This is a genomic window from Limnobaculum eriocheiris (assembly GCF_021010575.1).
Classification (GTDB): Bacteria; Pseudomonadota; Gammaproteobacteria; order Enterobacterales; family Enterobacteriaceae; genus Limnobaculum; species Limnobaculum eriocheiris.
This window is the reverse complement of the sequence record NZ_JAJNAG010000026.1, coordinates 23898-45931: the sequence shown is the minus strand read 5'-3', so window position 1 is coordinate 45931 and position 22034 is coordinate 23898. Positions and strand designations below refer to the sequence as shown.

Annotated in this window: 16 protein-coding genes; 7 read left to right on the top strand and 9 right to left on the bottom strand. The window is 46.3% G+C overall.

The window, feature by feature from the left end:
- Nucleotides 1-369 precede the first annotated feature (369 nt).
- The 3 genes from LPW36_RS11765 to hypF form a co-directional block, all read right to left on the bottom strand.
- Nucleotides 370-3144: an autotransporter serine protease gene (locus LPW36_RS11765; protein WP_230609835.1), complete on the bottom strand. Its 2775-nt coding sequence runs from the start codon at nt 3142-3144 to the stop codon at nt 370-372.
- Nucleotides 3145-3892: 748 nt separating this feature from the next.
- Nucleotides 3893-5068 (bottom strand): hypothetical protein, encoded by a 1176-nt coding sequence (locus LPW36_RS11760; protein ID WP_230609834.1) that lies wholly within the window; start codon nt 5066-5068, stop codon nt 3893-3895.
- Between the two features lie 74 nt (nt 5069-5142).
- Nucleotides 5143-7443, bottom strand: coding sequence for a carbamoyltransferase HypF (gene hypF / locus LPW36_RS11755; protein ID WP_268991662.1), 2301 nt, complete (start codon nt 7441-7443; stop codon nt 5143-5145).
- Nucleotides 7444-7660: 217 nt separating this feature from the next.
- On the opposite strand from hypF, the gene coaA reads away from it, so the two are divergent.
- Nucleotides 7661-8614, top strand: coding sequence for a type I pantothenate kinase (coaA, locus tag LPW36_RS11750; protein WP_230609833.1), 954 nt, complete (start codon nt 7661-7663; stop codon nt 8612-8614).
- Between the two features lie 52 nt (nt 8615-8666).
- On the opposite strand, the gene birA is transcribed toward coaA, so the two are convergent.
- From birA to yccX, 3 genes are all read right to left on the bottom strand, one after another.
- Nucleotides 8667-9632: a bifunctional biotin--[acetyl-CoA-carboxylase] ligase/biotin operon repressor BirA gene (birA, locus tag LPW36_RS11745; RefSeq protein WP_230609832.1), complete on the bottom strand. Its 966-nt coding sequence runs from the start codon at nt 9630-9632 to the stop codon at nt 8667-8669.
- Nucleotides 9629-10666 carry a UDP-N-acetylmuramate dehydrogenase gene (gene murB, locus LPW36_RS11740; RefSeq protein ID WP_230609831.1) on the bottom strand — a complete coding sequence of 346 codons (1038 nt, stop codon included), beginning with the start codon at nt 10664-10666 and terminating at the stop codon, nt 9629-9631. Before murB ends, birA begins: the two co-directional genes overlap by 4 nt.
- A 366-nt stretch (nt 10667-11032) precedes the next feature.
- The gene (yccX, locus tag LPW36_RS11735) at nt 11033-11305 is read right to left on the bottom strand and encodes an acylphosphatase (protein ID WP_230609830.1); all 273 of its coding nucleotides are present in this window, start codon (nt 11303-11305) and stop codon (nt 11033-11035) included.
- A 163-nt stretch (nt 11306-11468) separates the two neighbouring features.
- Between yccX and LPW36_RS11730 the strand changes: the two genes are divergently transcribed.
- Together LPW36_RS11730 and LPW36_RS11725 are read left to right on the top strand one after the other, a co-directional pair.
- Nucleotides 11469-12050, top strand: a complete 582-nt coding sequence (locus tag LPW36_RS11730; RefSeq protein ID WP_230609829.1) for a hypothetical protein — start codon at nt 11469-11471, stop codon at nt 12048-12050.
- 59 nt (nt 12051-12109) lie between these two features.
- Nucleotides 12110-13105, top strand: a complete 996-nt coding sequence (locus LPW36_RS11725; protein WP_230609828.1) for an MBL fold metallo-hydrolase — start codon at nt 12110-12112, stop codon at nt 13103-13105.
- Between the two features lie 73 nt (nt 13106-13178).
- On the opposite strand, the gene LPW36_RS11720 is transcribed toward LPW36_RS11725, so the two are convergent.
- The 3 genes from LPW36_RS11720 to LPW36_RS11710 form a co-directional block, all read right to left on the bottom strand.
- A complete protein-coding gene (locus LPW36_RS11720) occupies nt 13179-13733 on the bottom strand; it encodes an HD domain-containing protein (RefSeq protein WP_230609827.1) in 555 nt (184 codons plus the stop codon).
- A 73-nt stretch (nt 13734-13806) separates the two neighbouring features.
- Complete coding sequence (locus tag LPW36_RS11715; RefSeq protein WP_230609826.1) at nt 13807-14208, bottom strand: hypothetical protein; 402 nt, start codon at nt 14206-14208, stop codon at nt 13807-13809.
- A gap of 55 nt (nt 14209-14263) precedes the next feature.
- Entirely contained in the window at nt 14264-16012 is a 1749-nt protein-coding gene (locus tag LPW36_RS11710; protein ID WP_230609825.1) for a sigma-54 interaction domain-containing protein, read from the bottom strand.
- A gap of 377 nt (nt 16013-16389) precedes the next feature.
- Here LPW36_RS11710 and dpaL point away from each other — a divergent pair, with 377 nt between their 5' ends.
- The 4 genes from dpaL to LPW36_RS11690 all read left to right on the top strand — a co-directional run bounded on the left by dpaL (nt 16390) and on the right by LPW36_RS11690 (nt 21882).
- Nucleotides 16390-17607, top strand: coding sequence for a diaminopropionate ammonia-lyase (dpaL, locus tag LPW36_RS11705; RefSeq protein WP_230609824.1), 1218 nt, complete (start codon nt 16390-16392; stop codon nt 17605-17607).
- Nucleotides 17608-17642: 35 nt separating this feature from the next.
- Entirely contained in the window at nt 17643-18827 is a 1185-nt protein-coding gene (locus LPW36_RS11700) for a YgeY family selenium metabolism-linked hydrolase (protein WP_230609823.1), read from the top strand.
- 98 nt (nt 18828-18925) lie between these two features.
- Complete coding sequence (locus tag LPW36_RS11695) at nt 18926-20518, top strand: N-acyl-D-amino-acid deacylase family protein (protein WP_230609822.1); 1593 nt, start codon at nt 18926-18928, stop codon at nt 20516-20518.
- Between the two features lie 77 nt (nt 20519-20595).
- Nucleotides 20596-21882: an MFS transporter gene (locus LPW36_RS11690; RefSeq protein ID WP_230609821.1), complete on the top strand. Its 1287-nt coding sequence runs from the start codon at nt 20596-20598 to the stop codon at nt 21880-21882.
- Nucleotides 21883-22034: the final 152 nt, after the last annotated feature.

The window sequence follows — 22034 nt, the reverse complement described above, 5'->3', positions numbered from 1 at the left end:
GCGCCCCGTTGGGGCGCTTTTTGCGTTCTGAGGGGAATGTTTTTTGATTCTTTAAATTGGCGGTTGTGGGTATTCCGGCCGTAATAACTCAGTACCTATATGAACTGAGGTGTACGGCCGGAAGGGCCATGAGTTCTGAGTGGTTATCAGATACAGAGTGCGCCGGGCCTAGCCGGGCTACGGGCACTTATGAAACACCTTGCGGTGTTTCACCCTTGCGCGACCTGGATTCGTGTGCGAAGGCGCGGGAGTGCAGAGAGCATTCGCCTTAATGCCCTCTGCTCGGCCGCCGCACAATAGTCGAGTCAGATTTAATATCATTAGCGGACGAAACTTACTCCCAAACCTTCAGCTCTAATTTACGGCAAATCAAAACCTGACGCTAACATTCATATTCACCATATTCGACTGCTGGTTATCAGCAAAATACTGCTCATACATCATATTCAGCGCCATGTTATCCGAGAACTCCCACTCCAGGCCGCTGCCAACCATCATTACGTCGCGAGAGAGTGGAACACCATCCAACGGCATATATTGATTCACTCCGGTAAAGCTGGCGTTATAGCTGCCGTTATCCTGAGCGATGGCCCGTTGATAGTGAGTCTGGGCCGTCAGGTTAATTTTACCTTTACTTCCCATATCCCAACCGTAACCGGCACGAGCACCTGCGCCAGCCTGCCAGCGCGTGGTGGTCTGTGCATTAGCCTGTAAACCAAAACCAGAAGCGCCGTTTTCTTTAAAGGCATCCTGTTTCAGACTGATGTATTGGGTATCAACATAAGGTATAAACTGCCAGCCCTCTTTCTTCATGCGATAACCCATTTCACTACCCAGAGTAAAGTAGTTACCGCTTTGATCGCTGTTGACTCGTGCCGTTTGATTACCCAGCAGCAGCATCCGTTTTTGTTGACCGTCATAGTAACCGGATGCAATACGCCCGGTAACATAGTAAGAATCAAGGATCTTACCGCCATACAACGAAGCTTCACCCACAGTACCACTACTGCTTTCTGAGCCACGGCTCAGGCTACCATAGGTATCACTGCGGGTAAGCGCGCTACCGATAAAGGTGTTTTTATCCAGAAAAACATCCTGTCCCATGACCCAACCATTCATATTGTAATTAACACCAGAAAAACCCGTGCTGTTCAGATTGCTCTGGTAATTAATATTGCCGGTCCAGGCATTATTTTGCGGAGAGTCCATCAGTTGAGCAATGTGGTCAGAAACCTGACGGTTATTAACATTAACCGCTTGCATGGTCATTGCCATAGAGGCCGCGGGCAGTTGTCCGGACAGGCTCTCCAGAGAGGCTTGAGCCGCCTGAACATTTGGTGACTGTTGCAGGCTGGCTGCTCCGCTCATAAATTCAGACATTTTAGCATCAGCCGGAGTGGGTGAATTGGCCAGTTGTTGATCCAACTGAGTGAACGCTTGTTCAACCCGAGTAGCGCCTGAGGTTGCTGCCGCGTTATATTCAACACCTGCCACATTCGTGGCCTGTACCCGTTGGATATTTAGCCAAACCTGATTGCTGCTGTAATCAGGTGTCGCATCCAGAAAAACACCGGATGCCTTGGTGAACGTTTTAAATTGCCCGGTTACTCCGCCCTGCGCCGTTAACACGTCCTGACGTTGAGTGGTGGTTACATACCCTTGAGGAACGGCTAAGACATGCAGATCGCCAGCCAGAGATGCACTACCTTTAACATTCAGTGTAGAACCTAATATCAGCGCCAAATGACCGTCAGCCGTTTGAGTATAGTTACTGTCAAAGTTAGTTTGACCATTACTTAATATCACGCTGCCCTGATTATTGACATTGCCGCCAACGCGGCGTACATCCAGCGTACCGGAAGGGCCAACGTTTACCGCGGAAGCTAATCCGTTATTTGAAGCCAGTGTGCCGCCTAATACCTGAGTTAATCCGGTATAGGTCGCATCCTTGCCAAGTATCAGTGTTCCGGTACCATTCTTGATCAGACCGCCCGCACCGCTGATTGAGTTACCCCAGGTTGAGCTATAATCGTTGAATGAAACGCTGACATCGCCCCAATCAAATTTGGCCGGTCCACGTACTGCAGCATCAACATTCAGCATGCCATAGCCAAAGGTTGCATCAACACCAAGATCACCTATATCGGTTGCGGTTCCCAGTAAAGTCTGACGAACTAAGTCATTAGTGAAATAGGGAAATGCCTGCCATACCATCGCGGCTGCACCCGTTACCTGTGGAGTGGCAAATGATGTGCCAGAAACCAGTGAAGTGCTTAACTCACCAGTTTGTGCATTCTGGCTCAGAACGGATACCGTACCCGGTGCCACCAGACAATAATTCATGCTGATACCACACGCGTTTGCATAAGCAGACAGCTCATCCGGTCGGTTCACGTTTACGGCGCTCACTACCAGCCATCCTTTCTCTAAAGCGGCTGAATTTGCAAGCGTTGGCAAAGAGGCAATTTTGGTCGGTGTAATATCACTGTCATTACCGCTGGCAAATACAACTAACCCGCCATGGGAAACGACGAAGTATTGATAAGCATTAACATAGCTATTCGTGGTTGATGTATCCGTAATCGACCAGTCAGGCATACTCCAGGAATTATTCAGAATTTTAGCGCCGGCATTCGCCACATCATAATTGACCTGCGCTAATGAATAACCCTTAGTCCCCGCGGAAGTAGAGGTATCAGAAATAATTCGGGCACTGACAATTGTCGCTCCGGGTGCAGTACCACCGGAGAATGGCCCAACTCTCTGGTCTGCTAAGGTTTGGGCCACCGAAGTACCATGACCACGGACATCGCCCACGCTGGTATTGTTAGTACTTGGATCAACATAAGTAAGCGATTGAGCAATTTTTCCCTGAAGTGCCAGATTAGAAGTTAATACTCCGCTATCTACTAAACCAACAATCACACCAGCACCTGTATATCCCGCCATACGCGCTTCTGCTGCCTGGGTAATAAACAGATTCTGGTTGTTGGTATCACGAGTAAAGGGTTCTGTCGCCGAAATAACTGGCGCTGACGTTACCACCGGAGGTGTGACAGGAGCAGCAGTACCGCCAACACCATCATTACCACCGCCGCCACCGCCTCCTCCTCCTCCCCCACCACAGGCGGAAAGGGTTAACATTAAAAGAGAATTTCCAGTGAGATATAAAGATCTTTGTAATAATGATATTTCTGAGGACATGAGGAGTACCCCCGGCTTTTATTAGCCGTTTTTATAAGCAATTTAAACACTCCTTGAATTCCGCAAATAAGATTTAGTATTTCGGATTTCAGATATAAGTCATCCCTCCCCCTAAAAGCTTTCCCAAAGGCTTCGGAGATAATACTTATGAATAACAATGTTATGTTGCTTACTGACCACCCTATCAAATGAATTGTAACGACACTTTTGATGGTTATTCTAATGTAATGCTAGACGCACTATTCATGCTCATCAAATATACATAATTATTTTTATTTACAATTGATTAACAATATTATTAATTCAATAAAAACAATTAATTAAAAATTAAAATGATATTTTTGATTAAAAATATATCACTTATGGTTATAAAAAAATAAAATAACCACACACTTAAAGGTGCTATAAATTTATTCTAACCACTCATAAAGAAACACTTTTTATGTGAATTTTAATAGGGGAAATAAAAACTAAAATTTTTTAAGGGTATTAATATTTTAATAACACACTTGATTAACAAACAAAAAGATGTTTCATATAAATAAAATTTATTTACATTATTTAATTTTACGCATTAAAAACCAGAATAGACCGCATAAAAATAAGCAGATTAAAGTGTTGTTAAAATTAAGAAAGATATCAATGCGGTGCTGTTTTACTTATGCAATCCTTACAGCACCACTATCGATTAATCAGCTATGTTAAAACTCCCGGCGTGACTTTTGATGGCGGCATAAGGTAATACTGACCAGTCAGGATATTCACATGCCCGGGCGACACGGGGAAATGACGGGCTAAAATAGAGCCCCTTTGGAGTAAAATGCCAGTTCACAAATGACCAATATTCAACCGTACTATAATCACATTCATCACTCTTTTTCATCTGAGAAGGATGAAATTTACGCATTTGCTCCACAATCCAGGGGGCAAAAACAGCGCTTCGATAACTGGAGAACGCTTCAAAACTGACATCATCTCCCCCCTGCTCGTTGTAATAAACCGGCTTACCTTTGCCCAACCAAATGACATCTTCAAGCGCCAGCTCCTTGCCGCTTTTCATATCTAAATTGATGGGAGAATCAGCAAAATCAGGATGTGCCCCACCACAGTAATAATCAGTAAATACCGATGCACTAATCACCGAAGATGAAAAATAGGTGAGTTTCACCGATTGATTAAAATCTGCCTGCCCGGAATTGCCGGATAACCCTCCCAACATACAGCCATGATAGTCCACAACCTCACGCCATAAACGCTCTCTCAATCTCACATTAACCTGAGCCATCTGCTCCCGAGGGTAGCCAGACAATAGTTCAAACATACGAATACCGGACCCCGGCTCTTTCCACCAGCGAATTCGATACCCCATAAACTCCTGTTCACTCTCAGCTTTCAACGGCATATTCAGCAGGCGCAAATAATCATAGAGATTATCTTTACTTAGTGCATTTTGATAAGGCGTCAGCTCCCGTTCTTTACCAACCGGGACAATCGCTGGCAACAATGACACATCCGCAGTTTTTGCTTTATCACCATGCCACTGACCGCTTAGCCCGCCTTCCGGGGTCGGAACTAACATCATCCAGGGTGCTTTTTGTTTACCATTAACGTTTTCATTCTCATACAGAGTAAGGCTGCCCCCCTCTGACTGAACTCCCGTCAGGGCAATATCTTTACGATAGCGTAAATAGAAATAGCGCCCCGTCACTTCATTAGAATCAGAAGCAACCAGCTCAACCACCACCGGGGATTTCCCTATTTGGCCGGTATAAGTCATTTGCGGTTCATCATGCTGTGCATACGCGGGGAACAGAACACCAAGCCAAATCATTCCCGTGGCGGAAAGTAACGTAAATAATTTCATAAAAACCCTTAACTGATATTGGCGCGCGTTATTGTCCCACCAGTTTCCAATAACAGATCAATGATAGATGCTTATTAACGAGCTGCTGCAATAATTGCCTGCCCGAGAGATAAACCACCATCTCCCATCGGCAAACATTCTGGCCAAATCACATGCATATCTCTCAGATAGTGAACCAATAACCCTCGTAACAGACGATTATGCATAACCCCACCGGACAGTACGACAGTATCGATTTGATGCTGCCGGGCTGACATTTTTGCCATGGTAGCAAAACCTTGCGCTAATGCATCATGAAATGCATAGGCCCGCTCGGCAGCAGGTGCCTGATATATCAACCATTGATGCCAGAACGTTGCTAAATCCAACTGATTATTAACAACGGGCATCGTCACAGGGTGAGCTGTTCGACAACATTGCCGCGCCAGTGCTTCCAGTTTACAGGCTGCCTCACCTTCCCAGCTGATAGCAGAGGAAGAGATTGCCAGTGCGGCGGCAACGGCATCAAACAAACGACCACAAGAAGAAGCCGGCGGTGAATTTAACTCTCGCTCAACAGCAATGGCTAACGGCTGCCAATTTTCTCTGGTAATCATTGCAGCCGCGGAATACTTCTGCCAGTCGGGTACAAAGCGCAACCACTGAGCCAACAGATTACGCCATGGTTGAGAAGCGGCTTTATCGCCTCCCGGCATTGCTACTGCGGGCAATCCGCCAAGATGATGGCAATGCTGATAATCAACCAACAGGCACTCCCCACCCCATAACTGACCACCCTCGCCATATCCTAAACCATCCAGAGCCAGGCCAATTACCGATCCCTGGTCTTTTCGCCAGCCGTGCTCTGCCAGACAGGCAGCTATATGAGCATGATGATGCAAAACCTCAATAACCGGTAATCCACGTTGCGCCGCCAGTTCTCTGCCGTAACGATGACTGACATAGCCGGGATGCGCATCCACTACAATAGATTCTGGTACAAAATGATAGATATCCTCAAATAGTGTCAGCGATCGCTGATACTGCTGCTGGATATCCAGATCCTCCAGATCTCCTAAATTCTGGCTGAGTACCGCGGCGTTGCCTCTTAACAGGCAGAACGTGTTTTTCAAATCGGCACCCATAGAAAGAATCGGCGATATCTGTTCAAAGCCGCCGGGCAGTTCAATGGCATCAGGAACATAACCTCTGGCGCGACGTAACATTTCCGCTTTGCCATGGTGATAACGTATTACCGAGTCATCTGCCCGCTGCACAATATCCCGATTATGCATCAGCCACAGATCGGCAATATCGATTAAGTCATCCAGCGCCTGCGGGTTTGACAGCACAGGTGGTTTACCTGAAGCATTACCAGAAGTCATCACCAGCGGTCGGTTCACCATACCAATCAACAGATGCTGCAAAGGATTTGATGGTAGCATCACCCCCACTTCATCAAGCCCCGGGCAAATAGCATCACTTAAAGGAGAACCCAGCGATTGTGTCAACAAAACAATCGGAGCCGGACTGCTTTTTAACAGCTGTTTTAATGCATCATCATGTTCCTGACTACAGTAACTCAGCCATTCCGGCGAAGGCAACATGACGGCCAAAGGCTTGGATGGACGATGTTTACGCTGGCGTAACTCATTAACGGCATCACTATTAGTGGCATCACATGCCAAATGAAAACCACCTAAACCTTTTATGGCCAAAATCCCGCCGCTTAATAATAAATCAGCGGCCTGTTGCAAGGCTTCTTCTCCGATTATCTTATTCGTTGAGGGATCGCCTTTGCGACTCAGCCAAATATGCGGACCACAAACCGGGCAGGCGTTAGGTTGAGCATGAAAACGACGATCGGCCGGTGATTCATATTCCGCTAAACAGGCTGGGCACAAAGGAAATTCAGCCATCGCCGTATTGGGTCGGTCATAAGGCATTTTGCGAATAATCGTGAAACGTGGTCCACAATGGGTGCAGTTAATAAAAGGGTAGCGGTAGCGACGATCCTGAGAATGATAAAGCTCACTCAGACAATGGGAACACGTTGCCGCATCGGGTATCACCTGAGTATCCATATGACCTTCACCGCTGCTGCGAATAGTAAAATCCAGCGGTAACGTTTGCCAGTTTAAAGCGTGAGGCGTAATGCTTTCTATATGAGCCAGTGGTGGACAACGCTCATATAACTGAGTCAAAAAGGTTTGATAAAGGTCTTCAGGCGGCATCGCCAGACGAATCAGCACACCTTCAGCATCATTACAGACATCGCCAGCCAGCGACAAATCGTGCGCTAATTGCCATACGTAAGGGCGAAAACCAACCCCCTGTACCTTTCCTTTAACCCGAAGCTGTATCCCATTCGATATCACATCATGCCCCTTAATCATATCGTTCACGATTATCGCCCATATCATCGTTATTTTGCGCTACCAATCAGCGAGGGTCATCCAAAAAGATCAAAGAAATTATCAATTAGGGCACAAAAACTACTCGGCTTTAGCCGAAGATGTCTATAATGTCACCTCACGTCGACTATTCCCTTGTTCGGCCCGCAGCTATGACGCAATAACAATACACAGGATGCTGACCAACAGAGTACGGTTTATGAATAACAAACAACAACTATTTACTTTAAGCCCCTACATGGAATTTAGTCGTAAGCAGTGGGCAGCTCTGAGGGATTCAGAGCCATTGACGTTAACCGAACAAGAAATTATTAACCTGAAAGGGATTAACGAAGACCTGTCGCTGGACGAAGTTTCTCAGGTCTATCTGCCGCTTTCACGCCTGTTAAATTTTTACATCGACAGTAACCTGCAAAATCAGGCGGTTCTGGAGAAGTTTCTGGGAATTAAAAACCAGCGGGTTCCTTACATTATCAGCGTAGCCGGTAGCGTTGCCGTAGGTAAAAGTACCAGTGCGCGGGTATTACAAGCGCTACTGAGTCGCTGGTCTAAACACCGACGGGTTGAATTGGTCACTACCGATGGTTTTCTGCACCCCAACCATATTCTGCGTGAACGGGATATGATGCAGAAAAAGGGGTTTCCCCAATCTTACGATATTCAGAATCTGGTGCGTTTTGTTTCAGATATCAAATCAGGCGTGCCGCGGGTTGAAGCACCGGTTTACTCGCATCTGACTTACGATATTTTACCGGGTGAGACGCAGACCATTGAGCAACCGGATATTCTGATTCTTGAAGGTCTTAACGTACTGCAAAGCGGAATGGATTATCCCCAGTCACCGCACCGGGTATTCGTTTCCGACTTTGTCGATTTCTCCATTTATGTGGATGCTAAAGAAGAGCTGCTGCATCAATGGTACGTTAATCGCTTCCTTAAATTCCGCAAAGGCGCATTCTCCGATCCTGACTCTTACTTCCACAGCTATGCACAGTTGTCTGAAGAAGAAGCGATTAATATCGCTAACAATATCTGGCTGGAGATTAATGGAAAGAACCTGATTCAGAATATTCAGCCTACCAGAGAAAGGGCCAGCCTGATTCTGACTAAAGGGGATAATCATGCGGTAGAGAAAGTTCGACTACGTAAATAACCGAACTTTCCTGTGTTCAATGAAATACCCCGCAATTAATGCGGGGTATTTATTAGCCATTATCAGGACGCAGCGAAATCTCGCCGCCGATGAAAGGTTTAAGAACGCCATCCTGATCCAACAATAATGCGCCCTGTTTATCAATGCCTCTGGCAATACCGTGAATTTGCTGTTCACCAATCAACAGTTTCACCGGCCGGTCGATAAAGTTATCCAGCTTACGCCAGCGAGAAACAAACTGAGCCAACCCTTGCTGTTCAAACTGAATCAGAGACTCACGCAAAGTTGAAAGCAAGCAAGGCACTAATTCGTTACGATCGATGGCAATGCCACTATCCGCCAGATTCGCCCATTGCTGGTTGACCACGTTACTGTCCGGCTCGCGCATACTCAAATTAATACCGGCACCAATCACCACGTTGGCGGCATCTCCGGTTTTTCCCGTGAGCTCCACCAGAATTCCGGCCAGCTTACGATCGTTCAGGTACAGGTCATTAGGCCACTTCACCTTAACCCCTTTAGCACCTAATTTTCTCAGCACTTCAGCCATGACGATACCAATCACCAGACTAAGGCCAATAGCCGCAGCGGGCCCCTGTTCCAGACGCCAGAACATAGAAAGATAGAGGTTAGCACCAAAAGGAGAAAACCACTGGCGCCCACGACGACCACGCCCGGACTGTTGGTATTCAGCTACGCAGGCATCGCCGGACCGGAGTTGGTCGAGCCGTTCCATCAGATACTGATTGGTAGAGTCAATAACCGGTAATACGGTCACGTGCCCTTCGGGCAAACGTTGCTTAATTAATTGTTCGTCAAGTAGCTGGATTGGCGCGGGCAAACTATAACCTTTGCCGGGAACGGTAAATACATCCAGCCCCCAGTCCTTCAGAGTTTGCATATACTTATTGATGGCTGCCCGACTCATTCCCAGCTCGGTACCGATTTGCTCACCGGAATGAAAATCGCCATCAGATAATATCTTTACCAGTTGTAGCGGCACTGCGATATTTTTCATGCCAGTACCTCAAGCGCGTTACGCTCACCGGTTTTGCCAATAAAACGAACTTCCGGTTCCAGCAGAACATTAAAACGTTCCGCAACTTGCTTTTGCACATAGGAAGCTAAAGCAACGACGTCCTGAGAGGTGGCATTATCCTGATTAATCAGTACCAGCGCTTGCTGTTGATGAACCGCAGCACCGCCAATACGATGGCCTTTCAACTGGCACATATCAATCAACCAGCCCGCTGCCAGTTTCTCCTGGCCGTCGGTCTGGGGATAATGTGGTGCTGTCGGATAGTTTTTCAGAATACCAGCAGCCTGTTCAGCACTCACCACCGGATTTTTAAAGAAACTACCGGCATTTCCGGTGACCTTAGGGTCGGGTAATTTGCTGGTACGCATGGCACAAACGGCATCAAATACCTGCATTGGGGTCACTGTTTGCGGTTCAAACTGACGCAGGTCGCCGTAGCTTAGTACCGGTTTCCACTGTTTCGGTAGCTTTAAGCCAACAGCAACAATGGCATAACCATCGCGATACTGGTGCTTAAAAATACTTTCCCGATAACCAAAATGGCACTGATTAGCCTTCAGACGAGTCAACTCTCCTGTTCTCAGGTTATATAAGTCGACATATTCACAAACGTCTTTTAGCTCAACACCATAGGCACCAATATTTTGGATGGGTGCAGAACCTACACAGCCAGGGATTAGCGCCAGATTTTCCAATCCGGCAATATTATGCTCCAGCGCATAACGCACCAGCTCATGCCAGTTTTCACCAGCACCAACATGCAAATACCAATTATTGGCCGACTGGCCGATTTCCATGCCTTTAATACGATTCTGAATAATCCAACCGTCAAAATCCTCTAAAAACAGCATATTGCTGCCTTCGCCCAGCAGCAATGCCGAACACTGCTGTTGTTCAGACTCCTGCCATGCTTCAACCAATTGCTCCGCAGATTCAGCAACAATGACGCGCCGGGCATGAACGGGTAAACCAAAAGTATGAAGATTCTGAATCGACACGGATGGATGAGTCATAGAAGATCCTGACGTAGTTATTAGGGTGATTAAAAACCGGGAAAATGATGTGGTTAGTCTACCTGAAATTTGATAGTACGTATATTTTGGAGGATTAAGGTTGCCCTGAAGCATTTGCTGTTGTTTGAGAGTGTTGTTGGATCCGTGTACATTTCGCCGCCTCAAGTACTGAACCTGACTCAGCCCCGCTGCCCGCGTCGAGTCAGGGGTGTTGAGGGGCGTTCGCCCCAACGCCCCTCTGCTCGACGCAAACCCCATTGTCGAGATAAACACAATACTTAAAGCGGCGAAACAGACACAGAACCAAAACAATGCCCGACAACACCTAAAGCAGCAAAATTTTTACCATATTGAATATATCCAGCCTCAATACCTAATCCTAAACCCCTCCACATCCTTCACCGCCCGCGGCTCTACCAACACCCTTTCCACCCTCGCCGATTTTGGCCCAACCTTAAGCCACGCCAGTAATTTCTCTACCTGTTGCTGCTCGCCGCAGGCGTATACCTCAACCCGACCATCATCCATATTATAGGCATATCCCGTCACGCCAAGCGCCGCTGCCTGTTGCTGAGTGTAATAACGAAACCCAACACCCTGCACAATCCCCGAAACATAGGCCACATAACAAACTTTCATTCCTCCCCCTTTGCTTACTGAAAGCAAAATGTTCTCTGTAAATTATTAACAAAATAAGGGACTGATTACATCATTTACCGGGTATAATCATTATCATGTATTTGCCCTCAATGACCATGTGTTGAGACTATGGAAAAATAACAGCGATCAGAAGGAATCTGACATGTTTAAAAACCTCTTCGGCAAGAAAACGCCCCAAAAAGCATTTATTGCCATCACACTGAACGCCAAACTACAACCAATGCATCGCGCAGATTTAGAAGATGCCCTAAGCCTTGTACTCGAGAAACAAAATATCGGCGAGATTTGCGGTGGTGGTTCGCTACTGGAAGATAATGGTGAAATCCGGGAGTGCGATATTGAAATTGAAGCCGTTGATAGCAGCGAACAGGCGATCGGGCACATCTTAAATTTTCTGAAAAATACGCTTTCTCCTAAAGGTTCCAGACTACGCATTGGAGATAAAGTCATCCCTTTTGGTGAACATGAAGGGCTTGGCCTCTATCTTAATGGCACGGACCTGCCGGATGATATCTACCAAAATTGCGATATTAATGACGTCTGGGCTGAGATTGAAAAACTTTTGGGTGATGAAGGCAGCATACACAGCTATTATCAGGGCAATACCGAAACGGCTCTTTATATATATGGTAACCAGTTTGAAGTTATGTATCAGTTATTAAAACCATATATCGACAGTTATCCGTTATGCCAACAGTGTCGTGTTGTAAAAATAGCCGGATAACTTTTATTTGACCACAATGCCTCTATAGTTAATAGGGATATCATCAGGAAAAATCAGGTATGAAGACAAACGTTCGCCGGATCCTGCTTGCTCTGACAATAGCGGGAACCGGTTTAATTGCGACAGCACAGCCCGCTGTGGCAAAAATATCAACGCCAGCTCAACAAAAAGTACAAGTTCCCGGCTATTACCGCATGCAATTAGGCGATTTTGAAATTACCGCACTGTATGACGGTTATGTCAAAATCGATAATAAACTCCTTAAAGGGATCAGTGCTAAAGACGCCAAAACCCTGATGGATAAAATGTTTATCGACAGTAATAACGGTGTTCAAACCGCCGTTAACGCCTATCTGATTAATACCGGAAAAAATCTGGTGTTAGTGGATTCCGGCACCGCTAAGTGCTTTGGCCCAACGTTGGGAGCAATTAACAGCAATCTTAAGGCTGCGGGTTACTCTCCTGAGCAAATTGATACCGTACTATTAACCCACCTGCATGCTGACCATACCTGTGGTATCGCTGATGACGGTAAGATGGCATTTCCTAATGCCACCGTCTACGCTTCTAAAGCCGAGGCGGATTATTGGTTAAACCCGGCAGTGATGGCTAAAGCACCAGATACGGCAAAACCACTATTCAAAATGGCTCAGGATGCCGTAACACCTTATCAAACAGCAGATAAGTTTAAAGTCTATAACCCCGGTGATACCCTGATTCCTGGAGTGGAGGTCATAGCAACACCTGGTCATACGCCAGGTCACTCTTCCTATTTATTCAGTTCAAAGGATCAGAATTTGCTGGTCTGGGGTGATATCGTTCACAGCCACTCCATTCAATTTGCTCATCCTGAAGTGGCGCTTGAGTTTGATGTTAACAGTAAGCAGGCCATAGAAACCCGCAAAAAATTGTTCGCTAATATCGCTAAAAACGACCTGTGGATTGCAGGGGCGCATCTGCCGTTCCCCGGGCTTGGGCACGTTGGCGTTGAAGGCAAAAGCTATAAATGGGTTCCGATTGAGTACAGTCCCATTATAATGACGCCGGAAAAATAATTCCGATAAGCGCGTAAGAAAGGCAGCATTCGCTGCCTTTCTTACGGTGGATTGATAGCATAAACAGGCTATATCAGCGGCCACTTAATCGTCTTTTGGCATCATCAATTCCCCGCATCACCATCTCTTCTGCGCGATGGAATAAACCGCGATCGCCCTGAACCAAAACCTCCAACTGATTGCGCTTCTCTCCCAGATAATCCACCGCAAACTCCGGATCAAAGTGTGCAATATTACGGCTATTGTCAATAATATCCGCCAGCTTAATGGTTTTTGCTTCCGGGCAGGCTCGGGCGGTATGCATCAGGTCAAGATGGAATCTGGCTTTACGATCGCCATCGGTACTCCGGCTAACTTTGGTCAACATTTCCACATAATTCGCCACCCTGTGACCAAAATATTGCTCAATATCTTTCAGGCTCACCATCGTATCTTCTACCGTATCGTGTAACCAGGCTGCTGCAATCATCTCCTGGGTATGGGGAACCGAACGAACCAACTCAACAACCGCCGCCGGATGAACAATATAAGGTGCATTAGTATATTTACGTCGTTGATTAATCTCAGTATGTGCCTGAGTGGCAAATACTCTCGCTCTTCGTTCCAGCTCGCCCATCGATTGCCTCATAAATAATTTAATTCCTGATATTAAATGTATGACATTGACAGCAAGGTGTCAGGTCAATCAGCCCTGTATTGATTTAGCCACAAGCATCAGTGGTAAGCTCACCAACGGGAAGCCAGTGATACAACATCATCAATCCTGCAATTTGAGAGAAAAAATAGAGCACCACACCCAATATTATTGCCCCAACCAGCCAACATAAAATTCTCAACAGGCGAGGCTGTTTTAATAGATCGGAACACTTATGCAACAGAAAAAAATAGAACAGGCTAATGAGTAAACCAGCCAGGATTGCAGGTACTAACAATTGCTCATTAAACTGTTTTAGCTGCTGTCGTAATGTTTCAGAACATCCCAATGATGAAACACCATAAGTTGAAGTCGCCCAGTTTTCCAGCATCAGAGTGAGTGAATGGCAAAGCAGTAGCCATAAGCTGGAAGATAGCACCAGCGGAAATATTATGCGTAAGTGATTCATCAGATATGCGGTTCCTTCGCTTCGTACAGCGTTAACAGAATCTGTTATCAGTCAATCAGGCTAAATCATATTGCTTAATTTTACGATACAAAGTGGCAATTCCTACTCCTAATGCCTCAGCGGCCTGCTTTTTACCCTCCACACTAACTCCATATTGGCGTAAAGCATTTTCGATAACCTCACGTTCGGCCTGTTTTCCCTGCTTATCCAGCCGTTGAAGGCCTTTGATGCTGCTTTTCTCTTGTTTCATCACATGTAACAAATGGGGCGGTAAGTGACTGGCATTAATTCCCGTCGCATCCCCTTGCATCACGTAAATATACTCAATCACATTACGCAATTCACGAATATTACCCGGCCAACGATAGGAGTAGAGCAAGTTAATAATATCCGCCGGGATTTTCTGGCGCTGACGGGCATAATTTACTGAAAACTCATCGGCAAAGTATTGGGCCAGCTCGGCAATATCCTCCCGGCGTTCCCTTAACGAAGGCAGCACCAGCGGCACAACATTCAGGCGATAAAACAGATCCTCACGAAATTGCCCATTTTCCACCATGTCATAAATATTTTTATTGGTAGCGGCAATAATTCGCACATCAATATTAATCACATTATTAGAGCCTACGCGGGTAATAGCCTTCTCCTGCAACACTCTCAGCAGTTTGGCCTGTAAATGCAGCGGCATATCGCCAATTTCATCCAAAAACAGGCTGCCGCCATTTGCCAGCTCAAACTTCCCTACCCGTCCCTTTGGATCTGCGCCGCTAAATGCGCCACGAACGTAACCAAAGAGTTCACTTTCCAGCAATGGCTCAGGTATCGCTGCGCAGTTAATGGTGACAAAAGGTGCAGTTTTACGCGGGCTATTTTGATGAATAGAAAACGCGACGACCTCTTTGCCGGAACCGCTTTCACCAGTGATCAATACGCTGGCATAGCTGTTAGCAATCTTGGCAATGGTATTTCTCAACTGCGCCATCGGCTGGGAGTGGCCAATTAATCGGGCCCGGCTGTCTGATTCATAAGGTGAGTTGGTGATTTTGCTCATATAGTCCCGGGCATCGTGAAATATCACCATCGTCAGGCTATCGTTTTCCACTGAAGAGAGGGAAATCTGTTTACAGAGTACGTGGCGTTTTTGATCCTCCAGCGTTAGCCAGGCTTCTTCATCACCATAAATAATATCGCCGGTGGTTTCGATAGTCAGCGACAGGCCGATGACTTCCCGGTTAAACAGTCGGGCAGCGGAAAGATTAGCGTGCCAGATACGATTTTTACCATCAATGGCCACTACGCCGCGATCCATCGCATCAATCAGGCTGCGAAATGCCCCTAATGTCTCCTGGGCCCGCAGGCGTTCCAGACATTCGAACACTTTGCTGGAGATCATCACCGCAATCTGTTCGATGAAAGTAATAAACTTATCGATCTGATTCATTAGCGTCTGGCGTTGTTCCTGAGTTGAACAAATGATGCCAATCACACCAATCACTTTATCGTTAAGGAATATCGGCGCGTTCAGATCCAGCATTTCTGAACAGTAGAGATGTTTCTCACAGTGTTGACACAGGGCATTTTCACCGGGGTTTTTAATCAGTACGGTTTCCTGCACCTGTAAAACATGGCGATAGATATAGCCATTTTTGGCTACGTTTTGATTAAGCATATGTCGATATTTCCCCGTTCCGGCAATGCGAATCAGGGAATCATCAATAATCTCAACGTCCGTTCCGGTAATACCGGAAATGGCATCAGCATAACTACAAATATCATCCTGAATATTACTCAGCACAGAGATCATTAGCAGATATCCTTGTAGAAACATCCATTTATCAAAATTTGATAAATCGTTTGCATCAGATTCAAAAATAGAAATTTATTTAAATTATTTTATTGTATTTAAATAGAAATAATTATTTATCTATACAGATCACATAATTTATCACAATTGATAAATTATCATCTTATTGATAAGCCGCAATTTACTGGATCAGAACTTAGTTATCACATTGATTGCTATTAATTCATTAAGAATCAACAGCAAATAGTCGCTTTCTTCTATATATCTTCAATAAAAAACCAATATGGCACACCTCTTGCTCTTACCTATTCATCGATAACAATATTTCTGCAATCAATGCGTTGTAGAAATTTAAAAACAGACCATGAGGTTTTTCCATGCAGGATAAATTACAGTTTTTTATAAACCATACGGAATTTACAGAACGACCGACCGCGCCTCTTAAACCGTTTAGCTATGAAGAGCTGATAAAAGCACTAAATTTTCACCGTTCTATCCCCGGATATGCCCCGACTCCCCTGTACAACCTGCCGGCGTTGTCAGAGAAATTAAGGGTGAAAAGCATCTATCTTAAAGATGAATCACAACGCTTTGGGTTAAAAGCATTTAAGGTACTGGGTGGTGCTTATGCCATGGCCCGCCATATCGCAGAGAAACTGAATAAAGATATCAGTGAACTGCCTTTTGATGTCATGACCAGCGATGAAGTGAGAAAAATACTGAAAGAGGTGACTTTTGCCACTACCACCGACGGCAACCATGGCCGTGGCGTAGCCTGGATGGCGCGCCAGCTAAAACAGAAATCTGTGGTGTATATGCCAAAAGGCTCTTCACCTGAGCGTCTGGCTGCAATTCGTAATGAAGGCGCTACCGCAGAAATCGTCAATATGAACTATGACGATGCAGTACGAATGACCGCAGAACAAGCGGAAAAATATGGCTGGATCGTGGTTCAGGATACCGCCTGGGAAGGTTATGAAAAGATTCCTCTGTGGATTATGCAAGGTTACGGTTCGCTGATGCTGGAATCCCTTGAACAACTGCATCAGGTTCCACCTACTCACGTCTTTGTGCAGGCTGGTGTTGGTTCCTTTGCCGGAATGGCGCAGGGCATGTTAACCGCCGCTTACGGTAAGAATCGACCAAAAGTGATTGTGGCTGAAGCGCTCATCGCCGACTGCCTGTACCGCTCCGCCCAGTCCCAAAAAGGGGATGCCATCCCTGTTGGTGGCGACCTGCAAACCGTGATGGCTGGATTAGCCTGCGGTGAAGCCAACAGCATTGGTTGGGACCTACTGCGGGATTACGCCGATGGTTTTGCATCGTGCCCCGACTTTGTTGCCACCCACGGTATGCGCATCTTAGGCAACCCGCTGGCAGGCGATCCACGTATCGTTTCCGGTGAATCCGGCGCGGTGACCACCGGCTTACTATCCATTCTGATGCAGTCACCCGCCATGGAGGAAACTCGCCAGCAACTAGGACTGAATCAGGATTCCCGAATTTTAGTCATCAGCACCGAGGGCGATACCGACCCGCAACGCTATCTCGACATTGTCTGGGACGGAGAAATTCCCAGCTTTAAAAAATATTAATCACCTATTTTCAGAGTAATAACGGAGAAAAAACAATGTTATCAGTAAGTCGTTTTGATGAAGTGGTGAAAAACTGTCAGACCCTTATTCATGAAAAAAGCTATTCAGGTCAGGAAGGGAATGTCGTTAAAGCTATCGAAAAAATAATGAAGAGCTACCAGTTTGACGATATTCACGTAGATAAATACGGCAATATTATCGGTGGCATCATTGGTAATAAACCGGGTAAAACGCTGGTTTTGGATGGGCATATTGATACAGTGCCGGTTGATGAAGAGAAGTGGAGTCGTGACCCTTACGGTGGCGAAATTGAAGACGGCAAAATTTATGGCCGTGGCACCACCGATATGAAAGGTGCGGTTGCCGCCATGATCTCCGCCGTTGGTTTCTATGGTCAGGATCATCAACGTAACTTTGCGGGTCGAATCTATGTTGCCTGCATCGTGCACGAAGAGTGCTTTGAAGGGGTGGCTGCCCGTCTGGTCACCGAACGCTATAAACCCGACTATGTCATCATTGGTGAAGCATCTGAACTAAACCTTAAGATTGGTCAGCGCGGCCGTGCCGAAATCGTGGTGGAAACCTTCGGTAAACCAGCCCACTCCGCTAACCCACAGGCCGGTATTAACGCGGTATATAAAATGTCTCAGCTGATTGACAAAATCCGCACCGTAACACCACCAACCCATCCGGTGTTAGGTCTGGGGATTCTGGAGCTGACCGACATTAAATCCTCACCTTATCCGGGTGCTTCAGTGGTTCCTGACTACTGTCGAGCCACCTATGACCGTCGTTTACTGGTAGGTGAAACCAAAGAGAGCGTGATTGCCCCACTGGAATCCGCACTGCAAGAGCTACAGGCCAGCGACCCGCAATTTAAAGGAAAAGTCTCTTACGCCTTTGGTAAAGAGTCCTGCTACACCGGTTCCACCATTGAAGGTGAGCGCTTCTTCCCTGGCTGGGTATTTGAAGAGTCCGATCCTTTTGTTCAGTCGGTGTTATCCGGCGTGCGTTCAATGGGTATCGAACCCACTATCACGCAGTACTCATTCTGCACCAACGGCAGCCACTACGCCGGTGAAGCCGGTATCCGTACCCTTGGCTTTGGTCCATCCCGTGAGAATCTGGCCCATACCATTGATGAGTTTATTGAAATCAGTCAGTTAACCGGCTCTGCATCAGGCTATTACGGCATCATCCAAAGCCTGTATGGCAAGTAACCACGGCTGATAACCCTATACCAAAGAAAAATAGAACATCAAAAACAAAAAATAAGAATGATGCCTCTCCCTACAACACATCATTCCGGAGAATTGAGATGAAGACCATATTCAAGAACGGAAAAGTGATAGACGGTACCGGCAATGACGGATTCATTGCCGATGTAGTGGTAAACGAAGGACGAATTGTGTCAATCGGTAAGGCGAATATTGGTATCAACGATCAGGTGATTGATGCCACCGGAAAAATTGTCTGTCCGGGTTTTATAGATACCCATACTCACTCTGACTTATCCGCCATTATTAACCCGGCGCTGTCAGCCAAGATCCGTCAGGGGATCACCACCGAGCTATTGGGTCAGGACGGTGTGGCATTGGCACCGCTGCCTGAGCAATATATTGCCGCCTGGAGAAAAAACATCGCCGGACTGGATGGCGATACCGACAAAATCGACTGGAAATACAAAGATACCGAAGGATACCTGAACCTACTGGAAACTCACCAGCCCGCTACCAACCTGGCTTATTTGGTTCCACATGGCAATATCCGTATGGAAGCCATGGGGCTGGATGGTAAGCCTTCTACCCGCGAAGATGTAGCCAGGATGTGTGAAATTCTGGAGCGTGAACTGAAGGCCGGTGCTTTTGGTTTATCCACCGGATTAATCTATATGCCTTGTGCTTTTGGTGATACTGCCGAAATGATTGAGCTGTGTAAAGTGACGGCAAAATATGACGGTATCTTCGTCGTTCACCAACGCAGTGAAGCGGATGACATCATCACCTCCACTCAGGAGCTGATTGATATTGCCAAAGCATCCGGGGTCTGGTTACACATTTCCCATATGAAAGTATGCGGTAAAAAGAACTGGGATCTGATCGATAAAATGCTGGGTATGCTGGAACAGGCTCAGGCCGAAGGTATCCGCATTTCGTTCGACCAGTATCCTTATGTAGCAGGCAGCACCATGTTGGGGGTTATCCTGCCGCCATGGGTTCATTCCGGCGGAACCGATAAACTGCTGGAACGTCTGGAATCACCTGAACTACGCGAAAAAATGATCGCCGATATTAAACAAGGTATTCCGGGTTGGGATAACTTTATCGACTTCGCTGGTTTAGACCAGATTTTTGTCACCAGCGCCAAAACCGCTAAAAATCAGGATGCCGTAGGCCTCAACCTGATTCAACTGGGTGAATTACGCGGTAAAGACCCTTACAACGCCACCTTCGATCTGCTGTATGAAGAAGAGAATGCCGTAGGCATGGTGGACTTCTACGGCACCGAAGAACACGTCATTAAATTCCTCTGCCGACCAGAACAAAACGTCTGTACCGATGGCCTGATGGGTGCCGGTAAACCGCATCCTCGCGTTTTCGGTGCTTTTCCCCGCGTTCTGGGTAAATACGTGCGTGAAGAGAAATGCCTCAGTTGGGAAGCAGCTATCCGCAAAATGACAGGTAAACCCGCGGAGGTGATGGGCCTGGAAGATCGCGGCCTGCTTAAAGAGGGTTATGCCGCAGATATTGTGGTGTTTAACCCAGAAACGGTCATCGATAAAGGTACATTTATCGAACCAAATCAGTACCCGGAAGGCATTGATGTAGTGATGGTTAACGGACGACTGGCCCTAATTAACGGCATAGAAAGTTATGCCTGTAGCGGTAGTGTCATCAGAAAAAAATATTAATAAAACAATAAACAGATGTCTGTCCATCGTGCATATAAATCTGCGGCGATGGGCAGCTCTACCCAAAGGATATCATTATGAGTTTACAATCTACTTTACCGACGGGTAAGCCCAAAACCTGGAAGGCGAGATATACCATACTTTCGCTGATTTGGCTGGCCTGGCTGCTCTCTTTCCTTGACCGGATGGTAATGAGCGTTTCCCTGCCTTTTATTGGTCGTGATTTAGGCCTGGATACCACACAACAAGGTCTGATTATTAGCGCATTTTTTATTGGCTATGCTTCTTTCCAGATCCCTGGTGGTTTTCTGGCAGATAAGTTCGGTGCCCGGAAAATTATGGCCATTGGTATTGCATGGTGGTCCGTCTTTACCAGTATTACCGGTATGGTCTTCACCCTGCCACTGATGCTGGCAGTACGCTTCCTGTTTGGTATAGGTGAAGGCTGCTTCCCGGCCGCATCATGGAAAATGATCTCAACCTATTTTCCATCCAAAGAGCGTGGGCGAGCAACGGCAATTCAGTCAACGGTTAATACCTTAGGACCAGCCCTGGCGGTAGTTGTTGCCGCCGGTATCATCGGTGCATTTGGCTGGCATATGGTGTTTATTGTGCTGGGCCTTCCCGGTCTGTTTATTGCTGCCGGTATCTACTTCTTTACCCGTGATAATCCAAAAGATCACCCAAGCATTACCAAAGAAGATCTGGCAGAGCTGGCCGCTGACGGTACCGCCGCAGACATTACCAGCGCTCCGGTTCCATTTAAAGAAGTGTTAAAAATGCCGGTACTGTGGCAAATGGCCGCCATCTGGTTTCTGTTTGATATTACCTTCTGGGGCTTCTCTACCTGGTTACCCAGCTACCTGATCACGGTACGTGAGTTTTCGCTGGCAAAAACCGGCGTAATGGCTGCCATTCCGTTCCTGTTTGGTGCCGGTGGTACTCTGCTGGGCGGTTATTTCTCTGATAAATTTAAACCTCAGCGTAAAATGTTATATGTGCTGACGGCAATTATTGCTGCCGGTTTCCTGTATATGACATTTACCGTGGCCAGTGCAGATATGGCCGTGGTTTACCAATGTATCTCCGCACTGTTTATGTTCTTCGCCATGGCGATGTTCTGGGGCATCCTGATGGATACTATTCCGAACAAAATCATGGGTCGGGCATCCGGTATTGTCAACTTTGGCGGTCAGATGGCCGGTGTAGTTTCCGCTCCTATTATGGGCTGGCTGATTCACACCAGTGGTGGTAGTTACAACAGTGCCTTTATCTTTATGATTATTGCGCTTATCGCTTCTGCTCTGGTTACATTAACCGTAAATAATGCTCACTCAAATAAAACGGCTGAATCTCAGGCTTAGTTAACATTTTCATTAAAATATAAAGCGACTCTAACTACAAAATTAGAGTCGCTTTACTATTTTAATATATCAGTATCATTATTCGTTTTTATAAAAAAATATTTATACATGTTATTACCGAAATTAATTTCCCAATAAATAAAAAAAACAAC

Coding starts and splice junctions, on each gene's coding strand:
- LPW36_RS11765 (WP_230609835.1), bottom strand. CDS start 3,144: ATGTTAACCCTTTCCGCCTGTGGTGGGGGAGGAGGAGGAGGCGGTGGC.
- LPW36_RS11760 (WP_230609834.1), bottom strand. CDS start 5,068: ATGAAATTATTTACGTTACTTTCCGCCACGGGAATGATTTGGCTTGGT.
- hypF (WP_268991662.1), bottom strand. CDS start 7,443: ATGATTAAGGGGCATGATGTGATATCGAATGGGATACAGCTTCGGGTT.
- coaA (WP_230609833.1), top strand. CDS start 7,661: ATGAATAACAAACAACAACTATTTACTTTAAGCCCCTACATGGAATTT.
- birA (WP_230609832.1), bottom strand. CDS start 9,632: ATGAAAAATATCGCAGTGCCGCTACAACTGGTAAAGATATTATCTGAT.
- murB (WP_230609831.1), bottom strand. CDS start 10,666: ATGACTCATCCATCCGTGTCGATTCAGAATCTTCATACTTTTGGTTTA.
- yccX (WP_230609830.1), bottom strand. CDS start 11,305: ATGAAAGTTTGTTATGTGGCCTATGTTTCGGGGATTGTGCAGGGTGTT.
- LPW36_RS11730 (WP_230609829.1), top strand. CDS start 11,469: ATGTTTAAAAACCTCTTCGGCAAGAAAACGCCCCAAAAAGCATTTATT.
- LPW36_RS11725 (WP_230609828.1), top strand. CDS start 12,110: ATGAAGACAAACGTTCGCCGGATCCTGCTTGCTCTGACAATAGCGGGA.
- LPW36_RS11720 (WP_230609827.1), bottom strand. CDS start 13,733: ATGAGGCAATCGATGGGCGAGCTGGAACGAAGAGCGAGAGTATTTGCC.
- LPW36_RS11715 (WP_230609826.1), bottom strand. CDS start 14,208: ATGAATCACTTACGCATAATATTTCCGCTGGTGCTATCTTCCAGCTTA.
- LPW36_RS11710 (WP_230609825.1), bottom strand. CDS start 16,012: ATGATCTCTGTGCTGAGTAATATTCAGGATGATATTTGTAGTTATGCT.
- dpaL (WP_230609824.1), top strand. CDS start 16,390: ATGCAGGATAAATTACAGTTTTTTATAAACCATACGGAATTTACAGAA.
- LPW36_RS11700 (WP_230609823.1), top strand. CDS start 17,643: ATGTTATCAGTAAGTCGTTTTGATGAAGTGGTGAAAAACTGTCAGACC.
- LPW36_RS11695 (WP_230609822.1), top strand. CDS start 18,926: ATGAAGACCATATTCAAGAACGGAAAAGTGATAGACGGTACCGGCAAT.
- LPW36_RS11690 (WP_230609821.1), top strand. CDS start 20,596: ATGAGTTTACAATCTACTTTACCGACGGGTAAGCCCAAAACCTGGAAG.